This window comes from Methylobacter luteus IMV-B-3098 (assembly GCF_000427625.1).
GTDB lineage: Bacteria > Pseudomonadota > Gammaproteobacteria > Methylococcales > Methylomonadaceae > Methylobacter > Methylobacter luteus.
In genome coordinates this window covers 2,050,241-2,067,757 of the sequence record NZ_KE386569.1, presented here as the reverse complement: position 1 = coordinate 2,067,757, position 17,517 = coordinate 2,050,241, and the positions used below count along the sequence as shown (strand labels likewise).

Genomic DNA, 17,517 nt, shown 5'->3' with positions numbered 1-17,517 from the left:
ATTTTAACTAGAACCGGAGATAGGTTTGACAATGAAAACAAAAATTGCTTTATTTTTAGGATTATTACTGACTGCGAATGTGAGTTTTGCTGATTTAAAGGTAGGCTTTGTTAATATACCCGCCGTTCTTGAAAAAGCTCCTCAAGCCGAAAAAGCTAAAAAACGTCTGGAAAAGGAATTTTCGCCTCGGGATAAGCAATTGGTTGCCCAACAAAAAGAAATTCAAAATCTGGAAGAAAAAATGGCTAGAGACTCTTCCGTCATGGGCGAGTCAGAAAGAAGAAACCTGGAAAAAGATATTTTAAACAAAAAGAGAGACGCAAAAAGAGCCCAGCAGGAATTCAGTGAAGATTTCAATCTTCGTCGCAATGATGAATTAGGTAAATTGCAACGCCGTATTGTTGAGGCCATTCGTGAAATAGCCAAGGATCAAAATTTCGATTTATTGCTGACAGATGGCGTGATCTATGCCAGTGAACAAATCGATGTCACCAGTCAAGTTCAAGAAAAGCTGTCAAGATTGCCAGAATAAATTCCTCAGATTTTTTACGCACATAATTATAACTCTTTAGAGAAGCACTCACAGCTATGTCTGTTAAGTTAGATATTTTACAAATTCAAGAATTTTTACCGCATCGTTACCCTTTTTTATTGGTTGACAAGGTCATTGAGTGCAAACCCGGAGTAAGATTAGTCGGCGTCAAAAACGTTACTTATAACGAACCGTTTTTTCAAGGTCATTTTCCGCAAAAGCCCATTATGCCTGGTGTACTGATTCTGGAAGCTTTAGCGCAAGCTACCGGATTGCTGGCATCAGAAACCGCGCCCGATGTGCTGGGAAAGGGCATGATCTATTATCTGGTCGGTATTGATAAGGCAAAATTTAAACGCCCTGTTGTACCTGGTGATCAATTGATGCTGGAAGCAAAATTTATTAAAAGTAAACGTAATATCTGGGCTTTCGAATGTTGCGCTGAGGTTGACGGCGAGTTTGTCGCGAGTGCTGAAATCAGATGTGCGGCCGTGGTGGAATAGTCTTGATTGATCCAACGGCCATTATTGATGTTAAAGCTGAGTTGGCGGAAGATGTAACGGTAGGTCCTTTCTCCGTTATAGGACCTGATGTCAAGATTGATTCCGGCACAGTCATCGGTCCTCATGTAGTTATCAAGGGACCTACGTCAATAGGCAAGCAGAATCGCATCTACCAGTTTACATCAATAGGTGAAGATCCTCAGGATAAGAAATATGCGTCCGAGGTAACCCGGCTTCAAATTGGCGATAGGAACACGATTCGGGAATTTACTTCCATGCACAGGGGCACCAAGCAGGATAAGGGCGTGACTCAGATCGGGAATGACAATCTGTTCATGGCTTACACGCACGTGGCTCATGATTGCATTATCGGCGATCATGTCATTATGGCGAATGGTGCCTCGTTAGCCGGACATGTGCATCTAAATAGTCATGCCATCCTGGGTGGATTCACGTTGGTGCATCAGTTCACCCAAATAGGGCAGTACAGCTTTGCCGCCATGGGTAGTGCTATCACACAAGATATTCCCCCGTTTGTCATGGTTGGCGGCAAGCCAACCCGGCCGCATGGTATAAACTCAGTCGGCATGGAACGCAGCGGTATTTCTCCGGAAGACATTCGATTGATCAGAAAGGCTTATAAAATTATTTATAAAATGAATTTGCGCCTGGAAGATGCAATTGAACAAATGGAAGACATGGCTGGGGATAGTAAACAATTGTCCGATATGGTCAGCTTTCTGCGCAATGTGACTAGGGGCATTTTGCGCTAACTGCGTAAATGTACCTCTGCAACAATCCTGCTGCAGCTTTAATCTTTTAATTTCATTTACTTATCCTGTTATGGATGACCACTATCTAATAAAGCGCTCTTTCGATTTCAATATTGCTGGCGTTGATGAGGCTGGTCGAGGGCCGCTTGCGGGTCCTGTTGTAGCGGCAGCCGTCATTCTGGATCCGGCGCGGCCTATCGACGGATTAGCCGATTCAAAAAAGCTGAGTGAAAGCAAACGGGACAGTCTGTGCAAGATCATCAAGGAAGTCGCTTTAGGTTGGGCAGTGGCTGAAGCCAGTGTTGAAGAGATTGATGAACTGAATATTCTTCAGGCGACGCTACTGGCTATGCAGCGGGCCATAAATGGATTGCCTGTACGGCCGGATGAGGTTCTGATAGACGGCAATCAACTCCCCGATTTATCTATGCCCGCTCAGGCTATTGTCAAAGGCGACAGCAAAGTGAAATCCATCAGCGCAGCTTCTATCCTGGCAAAAGTTGAGCGGGATAAGATCATGTATGACTATCACAACAAATATCCTGATTTTTCGTTTCATCTGCACAAGGCTTACGGCACTAAACAACATCTCGCCGAGATCGAGCGATTTGGTTATTTAAGCGTGCATAGAAGATCATTTAATCCGGTAAAAACCATGATTAGCCGACTGGGGATGAAATAGATGCCAACCTGCCAGGTCTTTTTCAGTTAAACCGCTTCCAGAGGTTCTTCATTCATAAGTGCTATCTGTTCGCGCAGTTCAATGATACGGTCCTGCCAATAACGGGGTGTATTGAACCAGGGAAACGCCAAAGGAAACGCCGGATCATCCCAGCGTCGTGCAATCCAGGCAGAATAATGAATTAAACGTAACGTACGCAGGGCTTCTATGAGATGTAACTCCCCGACGTTAAAATCATAAAAAGTTCTATAACCGGTGAGCAGGTGCTTTAATTGCACGGTCATATCGGCACGATCTCCCGCCAATAACATCCACAAGTCCTGAACAGCGGGTCCCATCCGGCTATCATCAAAATCAACGAAATGCGGGCCGTCGTCGGTCCATAGAATATTGCCCGGATAACAATCGCCATGCAGTCGCAAGGTTTTCAGCTTTCCGGCACGTTCGAAACAGCGTTCTACAGCATCGAGCGCATGGGCTGAAACACTACTGTAAGCATCAATCAAATCAGGCGGGATAAAATCATTTCCCAATAAATAGGATCTGGGTTCATGGCCGAAACTGCTGATGTTCAGAATCGGGCGCGCCTTAAAAGGTTTTAAGGCGCCAATGGCGTGTATGCGGCCGATAAAACGTCCCATCCATTCGAGTTTTTCAGGGTCTTCCAATTCAGGAACGCGGCCGCCTTGTCGGGCAAAAACGGAAAAACGAAAGCCGCCTATTTGGTGTAATGACTTGTTCTCCTCGAATGTCATTGCCGGCACAACGGGGATTTCATGTTGTACCAATTCTTTTACGAAAGCGTGTTCCTCAAGAATAGCCGCATCGCTCCAGCGGTTAGGCCTGTAAAACTTCGCGACAACGGCCGGACCACCTTCTATGCCGACCTGGTAGACACGATTTTCATAACTGTTGAGCGCGAGCAGGCGGCCGTCACTGTGCAAACCAATGTGATCGAGCGCATTTAAAATAATATCGGGAGTGAGTGCCGAAAACGGTGAGAGACTAGTATTCATAAGTGCATTATAACTTGGAATGCTATCCCTTGCTGTGAACCGGTGCAATAACGGTCGTGCGCCCGGTGAGAATGCCTAGTATTTTATAGGATAATTACTAGAGGAAAAATAGCGTTGCGGTAAATTAGAGTTTGAGAAAAGCAGCCATGCCCCTGGTATTTTAAGAGGCATGACTGCTGGTGCGAATCTGCTAAATTGCGTCGTCCAGTTCCTCGCTGGATTGCAAGGCTTTTTTCGATCTATAACTTGGCGCTATGCTGATCAGTAGCGTCACTAGAGTTGCCGCATAGGGGACAGCCTGGACTGATAAAACAGCCGTCCACAGTCTGCCGCTCAGATTATCGAAATGATCCAAAGACAGCATTAAAGTGATAGCCGCACCTAATAAAATCAGCAATATCAGTTCATGACGTATCGTCATTAAACCTTCGAATAATGGGCCCTGTTTTTCGTACTTGGGCGTGCGCATAAACGGCTTGTTGGAGGTAAATAAGCCCTGGATCGTGCCTTTGGCGACCGTATGTGTCAAGGCCAATCCGGATAAAGCCGCTCCAAGCGAGTGCCACACCGAACACGGGACACGCGCCTGGTACAGCCATAAGCCGCGCAGGACTTTAAAGCTGAATATACCGATCGTCGGCAACAGGAAGGCATTAACCGGCAGCTCGCTATGAGTTGGATCCAGTGCAATAAAGCCGGTCAGTATCAGACTGGCTGTGGTGAACAATAAGGCTAATGCATCCGAAAACCAAGGTAACCAGCCAGCCACAAAATAATACCGTTGCGCGGAAGTCAGTGGCGATTTTTTTGTAGGGAGGAAGCTGCGCCAATGGGCTTTAATAATTTGCATCGCGCCATATACCCAGCGATAACGCTGCGTCATATAACCGGACATGGTGTCGGGCATCAAGCCGCGTCCGAACGAATCCTTGACGTAGACTGAATCGTAGCCAGCTTCATATAGACGCAGACCCAATTCACTGTCTTCGCAAATACACCACTCGGCCCAGTTACCCACTTTTTCCATTGCTGATTTTCGGATCATGGTCATTGTGCCGTGCTGAATAATGGCATTGTATTCGTTTCTTTGGACCATGCCGATATTGAAGAAACCGGCGTACTCCCAATAACAGAACGCTTTAAACGTGCTCACATGCAGGTCGCGGTAGTCCTGGGGTGATTGTACGAAGCCGACATTTTCATTATCGAAATAGGGCACCATACATTTGAGCCAGTCAGGCGAAAGAATATAATCGCTGTCGATAACGGCGATGATCTCCGCATCTTCGGCAGTCTGTTCAAGAGCATGATTGATTGCGCCGGCTTTAAAGCCAGGCCAGTTCTCTAAATGGAAGAAACGGAATCTCGGGCCCAAACGTTCGCAGTCATCACGCACTGGCTCCCAAACAGCGGGATCTTTGGTGTTGTTATCCATGACAAGCACTTCCAGATTGGGATAATCGACTACCGCCAATGCTTCAAGCGTTTTACGCACCATGGCCGGCGGTTCGTTGTGAATAGGCAAATGCAGCGATACTTTCGGATATCTGAAATCAGGCCCCGGCGTCAGCGGCTCAAAAGTTCTGGCGGTTTTTTTATGCCATACCACTTCTGCGATTTCCAAGCTTTCAATCATCAGGATAATCACAGCCAATATCTGCATCAATATCAGTATGACCCAGAAGGCAATGGTGATGGGCGAGTGATATTGTTGGGCGCCTATTGACGCGGACCAGAAAATTGCCGATGCCGCAAGGTTGGCCATGACGCCGAAAAACACCATGCCGGGCAGTTTTATGCTGCGGCGAGTAAACAGGAAGATAGCCATTAACACTACGCTGAAAATAGCCGCGCCTACAGCCCAGTGTTTCCAGGCCGGTAAGGCCAGTACATCGCCACCTAACGGGAATTTCGGTTTGCGGTCGGCATCAAACACGCCCCAATAAGCACCTGCTGAGCCTTCAAGGGCCATTTTCCACGGCTGGTCAAAAGCTTCAACTATGTAATAAGCGAGTTTTTCCTCTGTAGCGCGATTAAGGAATTCACGCAGGAATTTTGCCTGGTTGGACAGCGATGCCGTTGCGTGTTTGAATGGTTGTCCATTGGAAGGCCAGCCCACCTCGGTAATGACGATAGGTTTATTCGGATAGTGCTGTTGCAGTTCATGATAACGATAAAAAACATAATCAACTGCTTCATCGATATCGATTCCTTCCCAATAAGGCAGGATATGGACCGCGATGTAATCTACTTCGTTGACCAGATCCGGATGTTTAAGCCATAGATCCCAGGTTTCAGCAGTGCTGACCGGCCGCCAGGTGCGTTTGCGTACTTCGCGCAGATATTCAATCAACTGTTGCTTGGCTTGCAACTGTTGTTCCTCGTTCTTCTGGTGGCGAAGCAGAAACTCGTTGCCGACCATGAGTCTGACGATTTTCGGATTGTCCTGGCGACTGACTTGAATCAGGGTTTCGATTTCCTGTCGATTCGCTTCCAAATCATCATCAATCCAGGCACCGACCGATACATTCAGTTTGTGTTTGGCAGCGAGTTCGGGAATTTTGTCCTGCCCTCTTAGTACGCTGTAAGTACGGACGGCGTGCACTTTACCGGAAAGCAGAGCCAAGTCTTCTTCAATTTCGGTTGTCGTGGGGAATTGATTGTTTTCCGGTGAGTGGTTTTTCCGCCGGGGATCAAAGGTCACCCCCATCATAGGCTTGTTCCATGACTTTAACTGTAGCGGGTTGTTGGTATAGCTCCAGATACTGAAGTTTATGACGACCAGCAAGGCGAGAGCAATTACGGTAACTATTTTTTTCATTCAGTTGCTCGAAAATTAACGCTAAAGCGAAAAGATTTTTTGGGTTTGAGGGCTGTGTAGGGTATAGGGCTATTATTTACTCAAGCTTAACTATGAACCGAAACAAGGCGTCTATATCCATCGCAAGATGGAAAATGACTATTGTTAATGGTTTTTAAACCTGTTGAATATATCAAAGCCGACTAAACACTATTTTATTCTGTTCTAAAGCTGACAAGAATTTCTTTGATGGACCGAAGTATTATAAATCCTGCTTCACGTCAGGCTTTAAATTAGGCCAATGGCTGAAGGCAAAAACCCAGACCATTATAATGTTAATGACTGGGACCAACAGGCAAAAAACCCAGGCTTTATGTAAGCCCGCTTTATCCAGTATTTTGGACCCCAGCCATAAAACAAAAACAACAAATACGGCTATCAGAAAAGCTTCCATTATAGACCCATTTTATTATCTTTATGATTGGGCCAGGGCACAAAGGCAAGCTGCAAAAATATCAATAACAGACCAAAGCCGGGCAAGAATACCAATGATGCCCATGCCGGATGAAAGCCTGCTTTTCTGTATATCAGGCTAACCGGCAGAAATATTACTAAGCCGACTATAATGACGTGAGCTATCTCCGGAAACATATTTTCAGCAGGCAAGATGAATACAAGATGAATAACATCTTTCCCGAATCTTAATCCTTTTTTATATAAAGGTCAGTGATCGTGCCAGCAATCATTTCGGCGGCAAAAGCAAAAGTTTCAGATAGCGTAGGATGAGAATGTATTGTTAAGCTGATGTCTTCCGCATCGGCGCCCATTTCCAAAGCCAGTACCGCCTCGGCTATTAATTCTCCAGCGTTGGTGCCTACTATGCCAGCTCCGAGAATTCTGCCCGTCTCTTTCTCGCAGATTATTTTGGTTAAGCCTTCCTTACGTCCCAAACTTAAGGAACGGCCACTGGCCGCCCATGGGAAGGCCGCTCTGTCATAGTCAATGCCTTGCTCTTTAGCCTGGTTTTCAGTGAGTCCCATCCAGGCTACTTCAGGATCTGTATAGGCAACGGCCGGGATAGTTAAGGCATCAAAACCGGCTTTATGGCCGGCCGCCACTTCCGCGGCAATTTTGCCTTCATGACTCGCTTTATGAGCCAGCATGGGGTTGCCGACTATATCGCCTATGGCAAAGATGTGCGGGACATTGGTACGCTGTTGTTTGTCAACGGCGATAAATCCCATATCGTCGACATTGACTCCAGCTTGCTCAGCACCGATCGATTTGCCGTTCGGTCTGCGGCCTACGGCTACCAGAACTGCATCGAACAGATCCGAATCCGGCGCGCCCTCGCCTTCAAAGGAGACTTTCAGACCTTCTTTAAGCGCTTCAATTGAAGCCACGCGCGTTTCCAGCCAAATGTTTTTATATTGTTTTTTAATGCGCCGGTATAAAGGCGTAACCAGATCATTATCACAGCCTGGTATGATTTGATCCATCAGCTCAACAACGCTGATTTCGGATCCTAGAGCATGGTAAACCGTAGCCATTTCCAGCCCGATTATACCTCCACCGACGATCAGCAGTTTTTTAGGAATTTCCTTTAATGCCAGGGCATCGGTCGAATCCCATAAACGCGGGTCATCGGTAGGGAAGGTCGGTATTTTGGTCGCGTGTGATCCTGCGGCTATGATAGCCTGATCAAATCGAATGGTTTGCACGCCGGATTCGGCTTGTACCTCGAGCGTGTTGGATGAAGTGAATTTTCCGATGCCCTGTATCACGTTGACTTTTCGCTGTTTTGCCAGTCGAGCCAGTCCATCGTTTAAAGCGCCTGACACGCTCTCTTTCCATGCGCGAATCTTGTCGATATCGAACGTTGGCTTTCCGAAGTGGACGCCATGGTGTTCGAATTCTTCCGCTTCATGGACGATTTGTGCAATGTGCAGCAAGGCCTTGGATGGAATGCAGCCGACATTCAGGCAAACCCCGCCCAAAACGGCATGTCGCTCGACCAGTACCACCTGTTTACCTAAATCAGCCGCGCGGAAGGCAGCTGTATAGCCGCCCGGTCCGCCGCCCAGCACCAGAACTTCTGCGTGCAGCGTCGATTCATTAATCGCCGGATTAGCATCCATATTATTTCCCCTGATTAAAGTAGCAAGCGGCGAATATCGCCCAAATATTGTTTGATAACAGCCATGAAACGTGCACCTTCCGCACCGTCAATCACGCGGTGATCATAAGTCAGATCCAAGGGCAACATCAGACGCGGCACAAACTCGCGCCCATCCCACACGGGTTGCATTTTGGATCGGGTAACGCCGAGAATAGCCACTTCCGGAGCATTAACAATCGGTGTGAAAGCCGTGCCGCCGATACCGCCCAAGCTGGAAACAGTGATGCAGCCACCTTGCATGTCGGCCGGCATAAGCTTGCCTTGACGTGCTTTAGCGCTTTTCTCAGCCAGTTCGGCCGTCAGTTCATTGATGCCTTTCGTGTCGACATTACGAAGAACAGGCACAACCAAACCATTAGGCGTGTCAACCGCAATACCGATATTGATATATTTCTTATAGATCAGCTTTTCGCCATCGGCCGACAAAGAGGCATTGAACTGGGGAAATTGCTGCATGGCAGCAACCATGGCCTTGATAATAAACACCAGTCCGGTGATTTTTGTGTCGCCGGCTGCTTTTTCGGCATTAAGCGTATTGCGGAACGCTTCCATTTCAGTAATATCGACCTCTTCATGATACGTAACCATCGGCAGATTCAGCCAGGCGCGGCTCAGGTTTTGCCCGGTCAAGCGTTTGATTTTGCTGAGCTTCTGTTCTTCAATGGTGCCAAACTGAGAGAAATCGACTGCAGGTATTGCCGGAATTCCAGCACCACCTTGGGCAAAGCCTGCCGTCATTATCTGTTTGACGAAATTTTTTACGTCGTCCTTTAATATGCGTCCTTTCCGGCCACTGCCATTAGTGATTTTGCTGATGTCGACGCCCAGTTCGCGCGCAAAAAGCCGGACAGCCGGCGTGGCATGTGCGGCTCTGGCAGCGGTTTGCTGTGCGATTGGTTCAGGCGCGGATACAGGCTCTGGAGTTGGTGCCAGCGCTGGTGCTGGTGCAGGTTGGGGTGCAGGTTGAACAGGCTGTTCAGGCGCCTTTTTTTCCGGCGCAGCTTCTTTTTGTTCGGGCTGCTCCGGTTTCTCAGCGGCAGCTTGATCCGTGCTTGCTGACACAGTAGCGATTAATGATCCTTCAGAGACTTTATCGCCGACCTTGATAAATACTTCTTGTACGGTACCTGCGGCACTGGCAGGCAGGTCCATGCTGGCCTTGTCGGTTTCCAGTACCGCCAGAGTCTGATCCAGTTGAATGACATCACCTGATTTGACCAAGACATCAATGACATCGATATCAGAGAAGTTGCCAACATCAGGCACTTTTATTTCGATTAGAGAAGCCATTTTAATTCCTTTTCTCAAGATAACCAGGGCGGCGTAACGTCAGGGGATATGCCGTACTTGGCGATGGCCACATCCACTTTTGCCGGGTCAAATTGTCCCAGATTCGCTAGGCTCTTTAGTGCTGCAACAGCGACATGGTAGCGATCGACTTCAAAGAAGCGGCGCAGTTGCTCGCGCGTATCGGAACGGCCAAAACCGTCAGTGCCAAGCACAGTATAAGGCGCTTTGATATAAGCCCGAATTTGATCGGCAAATGCGCGGTTATAATCACTGGCAGCAATAATAGGTCCTTGTGCATTGCCGAGACAGTGATCTACATGAGATTGTCTTGGTGTTTCGGTCGGATGCAGTCGGTTCCAGCGCTCACAGAATCGACCGTCTCTCGCCAGTTCGGTAAAGCTTGGGCAACTCCACAGGTCGGATTCGACGCCCCAATCATTGCGTAGTAATTCAGCGGCAAATTCGACTTCACGGAAAATGACCCCTGAGCCTAGTAGTTGCACCCGTGGGGTCTTTTTCTTTTGATCGGCGCCACGGCGGAAGCAGTACATGCCTTTGATAATATCCTGTTCTATGCCTTTGGGCATGGCTGGATGTGTATAGTTTTCATTCATCACGGTAACGTAATAGAACACATTTTCCTGCTCGACATACATGCGTCGCAGACCGTCTTGAATGATTACGGCTATCTCATAGGCATAAGTCGGGTCATAGGAGACACAGTTGGGGACAGTCGCTGCAATCAGATGGCTGTGTCCGTCTTCATGCTGCAGGCCTTCGCCATTCAATGTCGTTCTCCCGGCCGTGCCACCCATCAGAAAACCTCGGGTACACTGGTCGGCGCCAGCCCAGATCAGGTCGCCGACACGTTGAAAACCGAACATGGAGTAGTAGATGAAAAACGGAATCATTGGCACGCCATGGGTCGAATAGGAGGTGCCTGCAGCAATCCAGTCACAGAGACCACCGGCTTCATTAATACCTTCCTGCAGTACCTGGCCATGCTTGTCTTCTTTATAGAACATGAGCTGGTCAGCATCCTGCGGCGTATATAATTGGCCAACTTGTGACCAGATGCCCAGTTGTCTGAACATGCCTTCCATGCCAAAAGTGCGCGATTCGTCAGGTACGATAGGAACGACGCGCTTGCCGATATTCTTATCCTTGATCAATATGTTGAGCAGGCGTACGAAAGCCATGGTTGTCGAGAATTCCCGCCCTTCGCCGCTGGCTTCCAGCAATGGCTTGAAATCTGCCAGTACTGGCACATCCAGAGCATAGGATTTAGTTCTTCTGTACGGTAAATGCCCGCCTAAATCGGCGCGGCGCTGCTTCATGTATTCCAGCTCTTTCGAGCCTTCAGGAAAAGTCAGATAAGGCAGATCATTCAGTTGTTCATCAGTGACAGGCAGGTCATAGCGATCACGGAAACGGCTAAGCGAACTTACACTCATTTTCTTCTGTTGGTGAGTGATGTTCTGTGCTTGGCCGGACTCACCCATGCCATAGCCTTTAATAGTTTTAGCCAGAATGACGGTTGGCTGCCCTTTATGATTAGCTGCAGCGTTGAAAGCTGCATAAATTTTAATCGGATCATGGCCGCCGCGATTTAATTCCCAAATATCGCGGTCAGACCAATCGGCGACCATGGCTTTCAGCTCGGGCGTGTTAAAGAAATGCTCACGTACATAAGCGCCATCTTTAGCTTTAAAAGTCTGATAGTCGCCGTCGACGCATTCCATCATGCGTGCTACCAGCAGGCCGTCTTTGTCACGCGCTAACAGTGCGTCCCAACGGTGACCCCAGATCAGCTTGATCACGTTCCAGCCGGCACCGCGGAATTCACCTTCCAATTCCTGAATGATTTTACCATTGCCGCGTACCGGGCCATCAAGCCGTTGCAGATTGCAGTTGATGACAAAAATAAGATTGTCCAGCTTTTCACGGCCGGCCATGCCAATCTCGCCCAATGATTCAGGCTCGTCCGTCTCGCCATCGCCGAGGAAAGCCCAGACTTTACGTCCTTCCGTATTAGCCAAACCACGATCTTGCAGGTAGCGCATGAAGCGAGCCTGATAAATGGCCATAATGGGGCCTAAGCCCATTGATACAGTCGGGAACTGCCAGAAGTCGGACATCAGCCAGGGGTGCGGGTACGAAGATAAACCGTTGCCGTTGACTTCCTGACGGTAATTGTCCAATTGTTCTTCAGTGAATCGTCCCAGCAGGAATGCACGGGAGTAATCGCCTGGAGCCGAGTGGCCCTGAGTAAAAATCAGGTCACCATCGTGCTTATCGGAAGGAGCATGCCAAAAATGGTTGTAGCCGATATCGTATAGAGTTGATGCTGATGCAAAACTGGCGATATGGCCGCCAACATTAGTATGTTTATTGGCTCTTAACACCATCATCATCGCGTTCCAGCGCACATAGGAACGAATTTTATATTCTATTGTGGTATTGCCGGGGAACTGTGGCTGCTGGGCGACGGGAATGGTATTGATATAAGCGGTGTTGGCACTGAAAGGGATATCCAGTCCTGCATGGCGGGTCGCAGCGACTAATTGCTCAATAAGAAAATGTGCACGAGCACCGCCTTCCCGCTCTAATACTGCTTGCAGAGCTTCAAGCCATTCTTTGGTTTCTGCCGGATCGACATCATCCTGCCCGGTAATCTCTGGAATTAAAGTTTTATTCATGTCTGATCCTAATTGGAGCGGGTATGCATGCTTATTAAAATTATTATTGAAAATGTATTCATTGATTTCGGCGCGATTTAGCAGACTTAAACTGACGAGTCAAAAAATGACATGACTGTAAATAAGGCCAAAATGTGCTGGCGATGGCTATTAAGGAGCGACACGTCAGCTATTAAGCGGAATAAAATAGCATTTTTAGTACTAAAATTAAATAGTGAATAATCTATATGGCTATTTTCAGATCACTGAATCGCTATATTGTTTACAAAATAGTTTATGTCTGCTACTAACTGATCAGGCGTCTATTAAACTCCGTAGACATCTTATGAAATCAAAGTGGAGCTCCAGTTAGATGCATTAGGAGATACGAAAATTCTTGCTTAAAAAAGAGGTGAGGACTCGATACAAAATTGTAATGAAAATTAGAATATGCTAATATACTTTTAAATATTGTTCTTGCGATTAGACAGGCGCAATATATCTTTAAGTGATGTTGGATCATTTAAATAAAACAAAGCAATCAATAAGAGGGTGTAACATGGCTCGTATAGTGATTTTAGGTGCCGGCATTGGCGGTGTCCCCATGGCTTATGAAATGAAAGAGACAGTAGGGAAAAAACATGATGTGATTGTGATTTCCGATACGCCTACGTTTCATTTTGTGCCATCCAATCCTTGGATTCCACCACGGTGGCGCAAGCCGGAAGAGTTGAAGATTGAATTGGCGCCGGTTATGAAAAAGAAAGGCATAGAATTTATTCAAAAAGCGGCGTCAAAAGTAGATCCTGTAAACAATCAGGTGCAACTGGAAGATGGCTCCGCCGTTCCTTACGATTTCTTGGTCATCGCGACCGGTCCTCGTTTGGCATTCGATGAAGTGCCCGGTTTAGGTCCAGAAGGCTATACGTCATCGGTTTGTCATGTTGACCATGCTGAAGTCGCGGCTCGGGATTGGGACAAATTCATGGAGAATCCGGGGCCTATCGTTATCGGCGCAGTTCAGGGAGCATCCTGCTACGGCCCTGCGTACGAATATTTAATGATTATTGAAACGGAACTGCGTAAACGCAAGATCCGTGACAAAGTGCCAATGACTTTTGTAACGGCGGAGCCCTATATCGGCCATTTAGGCTTAGGCGGTGTAGGCGATACCAAAGGATTACTGGAAAGTGCATTGCGTGACAAGAGCATTAAGTGGATAACCAATGCCAAAGTCGAAAAGATTGAGTCCGGCATGATGTATGTCACGGAAGTTGATGACGAGGGCAAGGAAAAGAAAAAGCATGAGTTGCCGTTTAAGCATTCGATGATGTTGCCGGCTTTTACCGGTGTTGATGCCGTGCGCAAAGTTGATGTGGCAGGGTTGGTGAATCCGCGCGGTTTTGTCTTGGTGGATGAGCATCAGCGCAATCCGACCTTCAAAAACATCTATTCGGTCGGGGTTTGTATCGCGATTCCACCGGTTGAGCCAACGCCGGTGCCTGTGGGTGCACCAAAAACCGGCTATATGATTGAGTCCATGGTAACGGCTACGGCTCATAATATTGCCAGTGAATTGGAAGGTAAGGAGCCTACTTATGTGGCTACTTGGAATGCTTTATGCTTGGCTGACTTTGGTGATTCCGGTGTCGCATTTATGGCCAAACCGCAAATTCCACCGCGCAATGTGACCTGGTCATCGGAAGGCAAATGGGTGCATCTGGCGAAAATCGGTTTCGAAAAATATTTTATGCGCAAGATCAGGAAAGGCATCAGCGAACCGTTTTATGAAAGATTGATGCTTAAATTGATGGGTGTCGTACGCTTGAAATAGAGGAGGGCAGATGACTATCGATCGCATGGTGTTTGCTGTAGCAGGCAGTTTTATTCTGATCAGTCTGTTGCTGGCGCATTATCATTCTGAAAACTGGTTATGGTTTACCGCGTTTGTGGGAGCGAATTTATTGCAATCCGCTTTCACTGGTTTTTGTCCAATGGCCATGATCTTGAAAAAGCTGGGCATTAAGCCCGGCAGTGCTTTTTAAGCATTGCGATTGCAGAAACGTAACGGCATATAAATCTTCGCTTGTTACGTTTCTGCCGCAAACTTTATTTTCCGGTATAATTCGCCTATTTTTTAACACAAGGTTAAGGCGTTATGTCGGAAATCAATAAAGTAGTACTGGCTTATTCCGGAGGTTTGGATACTTCCGTCATTCTCAAATGGTTGCAGGATGTCTATTCTTGTGAAGTTGTCACTTTCACTGCCGATTTAGGTCAGGGCGAAGAGGTTGAGCCGGCCCGGGCCAAAGCGCACGCGCTGGGCATTAAGGAAATCTATATTGAAGATCTGCGTGAAGATTTCGCGCGTGACTATGTTTTTCCGATGTTCAGAGCCAATACGGTTTATGAAGGCGAATACCTGCTTGGCACGTCGATTGCCCGTCCTTTAATCGCTAAACGACTCATTGAAATTGCCAATGAAACCGGCGCCAAGGCGATTGCTCACGGCGCAACCGGCAAAGGTAACGATCAGGTGCGTTTCGAACTGGGCGCTTATGCTCTGCGTCCTGATATTCAGGTCATTGCACCTTGGCGCGAATGGGATTTAACCTCTCGGCAAAAGCTGCTGGCTTATGCTGAGCAGCATGGCATTCCTGTTGAAATGAAGAAAGGCAAGGCATCGCCTTATTCGATGGATGCCAATCTGCTGCATATTTCCTATGAAGGCCGTATTCTGGAAAATCCCTGGACCGAGCCTGAGGAAGATATGTGGCGCTGGACCGTATCCCCTGAGGCAGCTCCTGACAAACCGACTTACATCGAGTTGACTTATCGTCAGGGCGATATTGTTGCGATTGATGATGTTCCCCATACGCCTGCAGAAGTCCTGCAAAAATTAAACAAAATAGCTGGTGAAAACGGTATTGGCCGGCTCGATATCGTTGAAAACCGTTATGTCGGTATGAAATCGCGCGGTTGCTATGAGACACCGGCCGGCACGGTCATGCTGAAAGCGCATCGTGCAATTGAATCATTAACACTGGATCGCGAAGTGGCGCATTTAAAGGATGAGTTAATGCCGCGCTATGCCTCGTTGATCTATAACGGTTACTGGTGGAGTCCTGAGCGCAAAATGTTGCAGCTAATGATCGATGCGTCTCAGGAACATGTTAACGGCAAAGTCAGGCTGAAACTCTACAAGGGCAATGTGATCGTAGTCGGTCGTCTATCTGAGACAGACAGTCTGTTTGATGAAAGTATTGCCACGTTCGAAGAAGACGGCGGCGCTTATAATCAGAAAGATGCCGAGGGCTTCATCAAACTGAATGCATTGAGAATGAGAATAGCAGCTAAAAGAAAGCGCTAATCATTAAATGCAGTCGTATGATCTTTGGATTGTACGACTGTATTTTGCAGTTTGTGATGGCGGGATTGTCTTATAAAACACACGACAAATTTCATCAAACTTGTATAATTGTCTAATTACCTAAACAGGTAGTGGCGCTGCCAATTATAAAAATAATATTTTTTCAGCCGGGGTGTAGCTTTTCATGGATTTCTGGTTGAGGGGAAGTGAATAATGAGCGATATGCGAGAGATAAATTCAGAGATTGTTGATGCTCAAGGGGGGCGCTCTGTAATTCTGCAAACAATACCGTCGCACCAGGGATTAATGAAAATTAACAAGTTGTTGCTGACTGCAGTGTTTTTCTTGATGACTGTCGTTTTGATATTAGGCTTTTTGTTATTTCCGACGCATGATGTTGTGCCTAATTATAGAAAAGCCACGCCATCCGAGGTTTATGCCTCTGAAATGAATTCAGTGTTATCTGCTGAAGTTAATACTCTGAAAGGGCAGCTTATCGGTTTAGTCAGTGGTTCAATTGAAAGTAAATTAAGAACTCTGGAAGAAAGCATACGCCTGGGCGCTGTTTCCAGTTCTCTCGGCACGATAGAAGATTTAAAGAATGACGTTAAAGTGCTGCGCTCCTATTCAGATCCTGCTCAAAAAGAGCAAGTGTCTATTGATAGTGAGCAACTCATGTTGGAAATGTCGCAATTAAAAAATCTTATTTACCTTACCCTCGCTTCTTGTGGATTGATGTTGGCTGCGTTGGCCGGCATCTGGATCAAAAACCGCAATCGGTTACCTTATAAAGAAATCAAAAGAAGTTATTTAGGCAAAAATTAAGCATTTTTCTTCCATTCTTTTTGCACACTAAAAAGCCGCCCTAATCTGTGATTAGGGCGGCTTTTTTATATCGGTCTAGCGTAGAAAAACTTATTTGCTGCCCAGATATGCGTATAAAGCGTCAAGCGCTTGATCTTCGCCATAACCCGCTTTTTTGACAGGGCCAACAGCCATGATAGCTTCCATGGCTTTTGGCATGCCGCCTTTGCCTTCTTTAATGACAGTTTCGAATTTTGATCTGTCCAGTTTGCCGGATTTAACTAAATCGAACAGTTGTGGGTTTGATGAGATGTCATGGCAAGTACCGCAGCCGCGACCGAAAGCGCGCTCATAGATTTTTTGACCGATTTCGATATCTTCTGAAGCGAATGCTTGTGAGCTTAAAGCGATTAAAGCAACGCCCGCTAATGAACCTAATGATTTTTTCATATTGACCTCTCTTGGTGATTAAAAAAGACTGCAGTCGGTTTTTAAGCAAATACAGCCCAATTAAAAGTAAAACCCGCAAAGGATAGGAAATTTAGCCGTAAAATTCAATCCTTTTATTTAATTTATATACTTATTACTTACTTGAAATCTATTATTAATAAACTATGTGAACAATAACTGAATTGTTCAGATTATTTCTTTCCATCACTGCAAAAAAACTATTAGCTGAACTCTTACAGGTATTACTTTGCATTATCTGTAAGAACTAAAATTTAAGAATTGGACGAGTTTTCCTATTTGTGCTCATAAAAGGCGATGCACTAGGGCAATTCGCTAATCAAGAAGATAGTTTCTATTAACTAATAAAGGCATGCCATAACTTTGTGACAGTTTTGGGATATTTCAGATAGCCAAAATTGGCTTCTTAAAGATTGTTTCGT

At 46.6% G+C, this 17,517-nt stretch carries 14 protein-coding genes; 8 read left to right on the top strand and 6 right to left on the bottom strand.

From position 1 onward, the window contains the following. Positions 1 to 31 precede the first annotated feature (31 nt). From METLU_RS0111460 to rnhB, 4 genes are all read left to right on the top strand, one after another. Positions 32 to 532, top strand: coding sequence for an OmpH family outer membrane protein (locus METLU_RS0111460; protein WP_027158331.1), 501 nt, complete (start codon positions 32 to 34; stop codon positions 530 to 532). Positions 533 to 588: 56 nt separating this feature from the next. Then, positions 589 to 1,035 carry a 3-hydroxyacyl-ACP dehydratase FabZ gene (gene fabZ, locus METLU_RS0111455; RefSeq protein ID WP_027158330.1) on the top strand — a complete coding sequence of 149 codons (447 nt, stop codon included), beginning with the start codon at positions 589 to 591 and terminating at the stop codon, positions 1,033 to 1,035. A 2-nt stretch (positions 1,036 to 1,037) separates the two neighbouring features. Then, entirely contained in the window at positions 1,038 to 1,808 is a 771-nt protein-coding gene (lpxA, locus tag METLU_RS0111450) for an acyl-ACP--UDP-N-acetylglucosamine O-acyltransferase (RefSeq protein WP_027158329.1), read from the top strand. Positions 1,809 to 1,878: 70 nt separating this feature from the next. Further along, the gene (rnhB, locus tag METLU_RS0111445) at positions 1,879 to 2,490 is read left to right on the top strand and encodes a ribonuclease HII (RefSeq protein ID WP_051299884.1); all 612 of its coding nucleotides are present in this window, start codon (positions 1,879 to 1,881) and stop codon (positions 2,488 to 2,490) included. 26 nt (positions 2,491 to 2,516) lie between these two features. Here the strand turns inward: rnhB and METLU_RS0111440 are convergent, their stop codons facing one another. From METLU_RS0111440 to aceE, 5 genes are all read right to left on the bottom strand, one after another. Then, on the bottom strand, positions 2,517 to 3,506 hold the full coding sequence (locus METLU_RS0111440; protein WP_027158327.1) for a serine/threonine protein kinase: 990 nt from the start codon (positions 3,504 to 3,506) through the stop codon (positions 2,517 to 2,519). A gap of 190 nt (positions 3,507 to 3,696) precedes the next feature. Next, positions 3,697 to 6,327 carry a glycosyltransferase gene (locus tag METLU_RS0111435; protein ID WP_027158326.1) on the bottom strand — a complete coding sequence of 877 codons (2,631 nt, stop codon included), beginning with the start codon at positions 6,325 to 6,327 and terminating at the stop codon, positions 3,697 to 3,699. A 680-nt stretch (positions 6,328 to 7,007) separates the two neighbouring features. Then, on the bottom strand, positions 7,008 to 8,444 hold the full coding sequence (gene lpdA, locus METLU_RS0111420) for a dihydrolipoyl dehydrogenase (protein WP_036243060.1): 1,437 nt from the start codon (positions 8,442 to 8,444) through the stop codon (positions 7,008 to 7,010). Positions 8,445 to 8,458: 14 nt separating this feature from the next. Next, positions 8,459 to 9,775, bottom strand: a complete 1,317-nt coding sequence (aceF, locus tag METLU_RS0111415; protein WP_027158322.1) for a dihydrolipoyllysine-residue acetyltransferase — start codon at positions 9,773 to 9,775, stop codon at positions 8,459 to 8,461. A 14-nt stretch (positions 9,776 to 9,789) separates the two neighbouring features. Beyond that, a complete protein-coding gene (aceE, locus tag METLU_RS0111410; protein ID WP_027158321.1) occupies positions 9,790 to 12,474 on the bottom strand; it encodes a pyruvate dehydrogenase (acetyl-transferring), homodimeric type in 2,685 nt (894 codons plus the stop codon). Positions 12,475 to 13,012: 538 nt separating this feature from the next. Here aceE and METLU_RS0111405 point away from each other — a divergent pair. The 4 genes from METLU_RS0111405 to METLU_RS0111390 all read left to right on the top strand — a co-directional run bounded on the left by METLU_RS0111405 (position 13,013) and on the right by METLU_RS0111390 (position 16,648). Continuing rightward, complete coding sequence (locus tag METLU_RS0111405) at positions 13,013 to 14,287, top strand: NAD(P)/FAD-dependent oxidoreductase (RefSeq protein WP_027158320.1); 1,275 nt, start codon at positions 13,013 to 13,015, stop codon at positions 14,285 to 14,287. Positions 14,288 to 14,297: 10 nt separating this feature from the next. Continuing rightward, positions 14,298 to 14,498: a YgaP family membrane protein gene (locus METLU_RS0111400; protein ID WP_027158319.1), complete on the top strand. Its 201-nt coding sequence runs from the start codon at positions 14,298 to 14,300 to the stop codon at positions 14,496 to 14,498. Between the two features lie 113 nt (positions 14,499 to 14,611). Then, positions 14,612 to 15,823: an argininosuccinate synthase gene (locus METLU_RS0111395; protein ID WP_027158318.1), complete on the top strand. Its 1,212-nt coding sequence runs from the start codon at positions 14,612 to 14,614 to the stop codon at positions 15,821 to 15,823. 213 nt (positions 15,824 to 16,036) lie between these two features. Then, positions 16,037 to 16,648: a hypothetical protein gene (locus METLU_RS0111390; protein WP_027158317.1), complete on the top strand. Its 612-nt coding sequence runs from the start codon at positions 16,037 to 16,039 to the stop codon at positions 16,646 to 16,648. A 90-nt stretch (positions 16,649 to 16,738) separates the two neighbouring features. Here the strand turns inward: METLU_RS0111390 and METLU_RS0111385 are convergent, their stop codons facing one another. Continuing rightward, a complete protein-coding gene (locus METLU_RS0111385) occupies positions 16,739 to 17,077 on the bottom strand; it encodes a c-type cytochrome (RefSeq protein WP_027158316.1) in 339 nt (112 codons plus the stop codon). Positions 17,078 to 17,517 lie beyond the last annotated feature (440 nt).

Excerpts from the sequence above, each read along its gene's own strand:
- METLU_RS0111385 (WP_027158316.1), bottom strand. The coding sequence starts at position 17,077 with ATGAAAAAATCATTAGGTTCATTAGCGGGCGTTGCTTTAATCGCTTTA.
- METLU_RS0111405 (WP_027158320.1), top strand. The coding sequence starts at position 13,013 with ATGGCTCGTATAGTGATTTTAGGTGCCGGCATTGGCGGTGTCCCCATG.
- lpdA (WP_036243060.1), bottom strand. The coding sequence starts at position 8,444 with ATGGATGCTAATCCGGCGATTAATGAATCGACGCTGCACGCAGAAGTT.
- METLU_RS0111390 (WP_027158317.1), top strand. The coding sequence starts at position 16,037 with ATGAGCGATATGCGAGAGATAAATTCAGAGATTGTTGATGCTCAAGGG.
- aceE (WP_027158321.1), bottom strand. The coding sequence starts at position 12,474 with ATGAATAAAACTTTAATTCCAGAGATTACCGGGCAGGATGATGTCGAT.
- METLU_RS0111400 (WP_027158319.1), top strand. The coding sequence starts at position 14,298 with ATGACTATCGATCGCATGGTGTTTGCTGTAGCAGGCAGTTTTATTCTG.
- METLU_RS0111460 (WP_027158331.1), top strand. The coding sequence starts at position 32 with ATGAAAACAAAAATTGCTTTATTTTTAGGATTATTACTGACTGCGAAT.
- METLU_RS0111395 (WP_027158318.1), top strand. The coding sequence starts at position 14,612 with ATGTCGGAAATCAATAAAGTAGTACTGGCTTATTCCGGAGGTTTGGAT.
- rnhB (WP_051299884.1), top strand. The coding sequence starts at position 1,879 with ATGGATGACCACTATCTAATAAAGCGCTCTTTCGATTTCAATATTGCT.
- METLU_RS0111440 (WP_027158327.1), bottom strand. The coding sequence starts at position 3,506 with ATGAATACTAGTCTCTCACCGTTTTCGGCACTCACTCCCGATATTATT.
- fabZ (WP_027158330.1), top strand. The coding sequence starts at position 589 with ATGTCTGTTAAGTTAGATATTTTACAAATTCAAGAATTTTTACCGCAT.
- METLU_RS0111435 (WP_027158326.1), bottom strand. The coding sequence starts at position 6,327 with ATGAAAAAAATAGTTACCGTAATTGCTCTCGCCTTGCTGGTCGTCATA.
- aceF (WP_027158322.1), bottom strand. The coding sequence starts at position 9,775 with ATGGCTTCTCTAATCGAAATAAAAGTGCCTGATGTTGGCAACTTCTCT.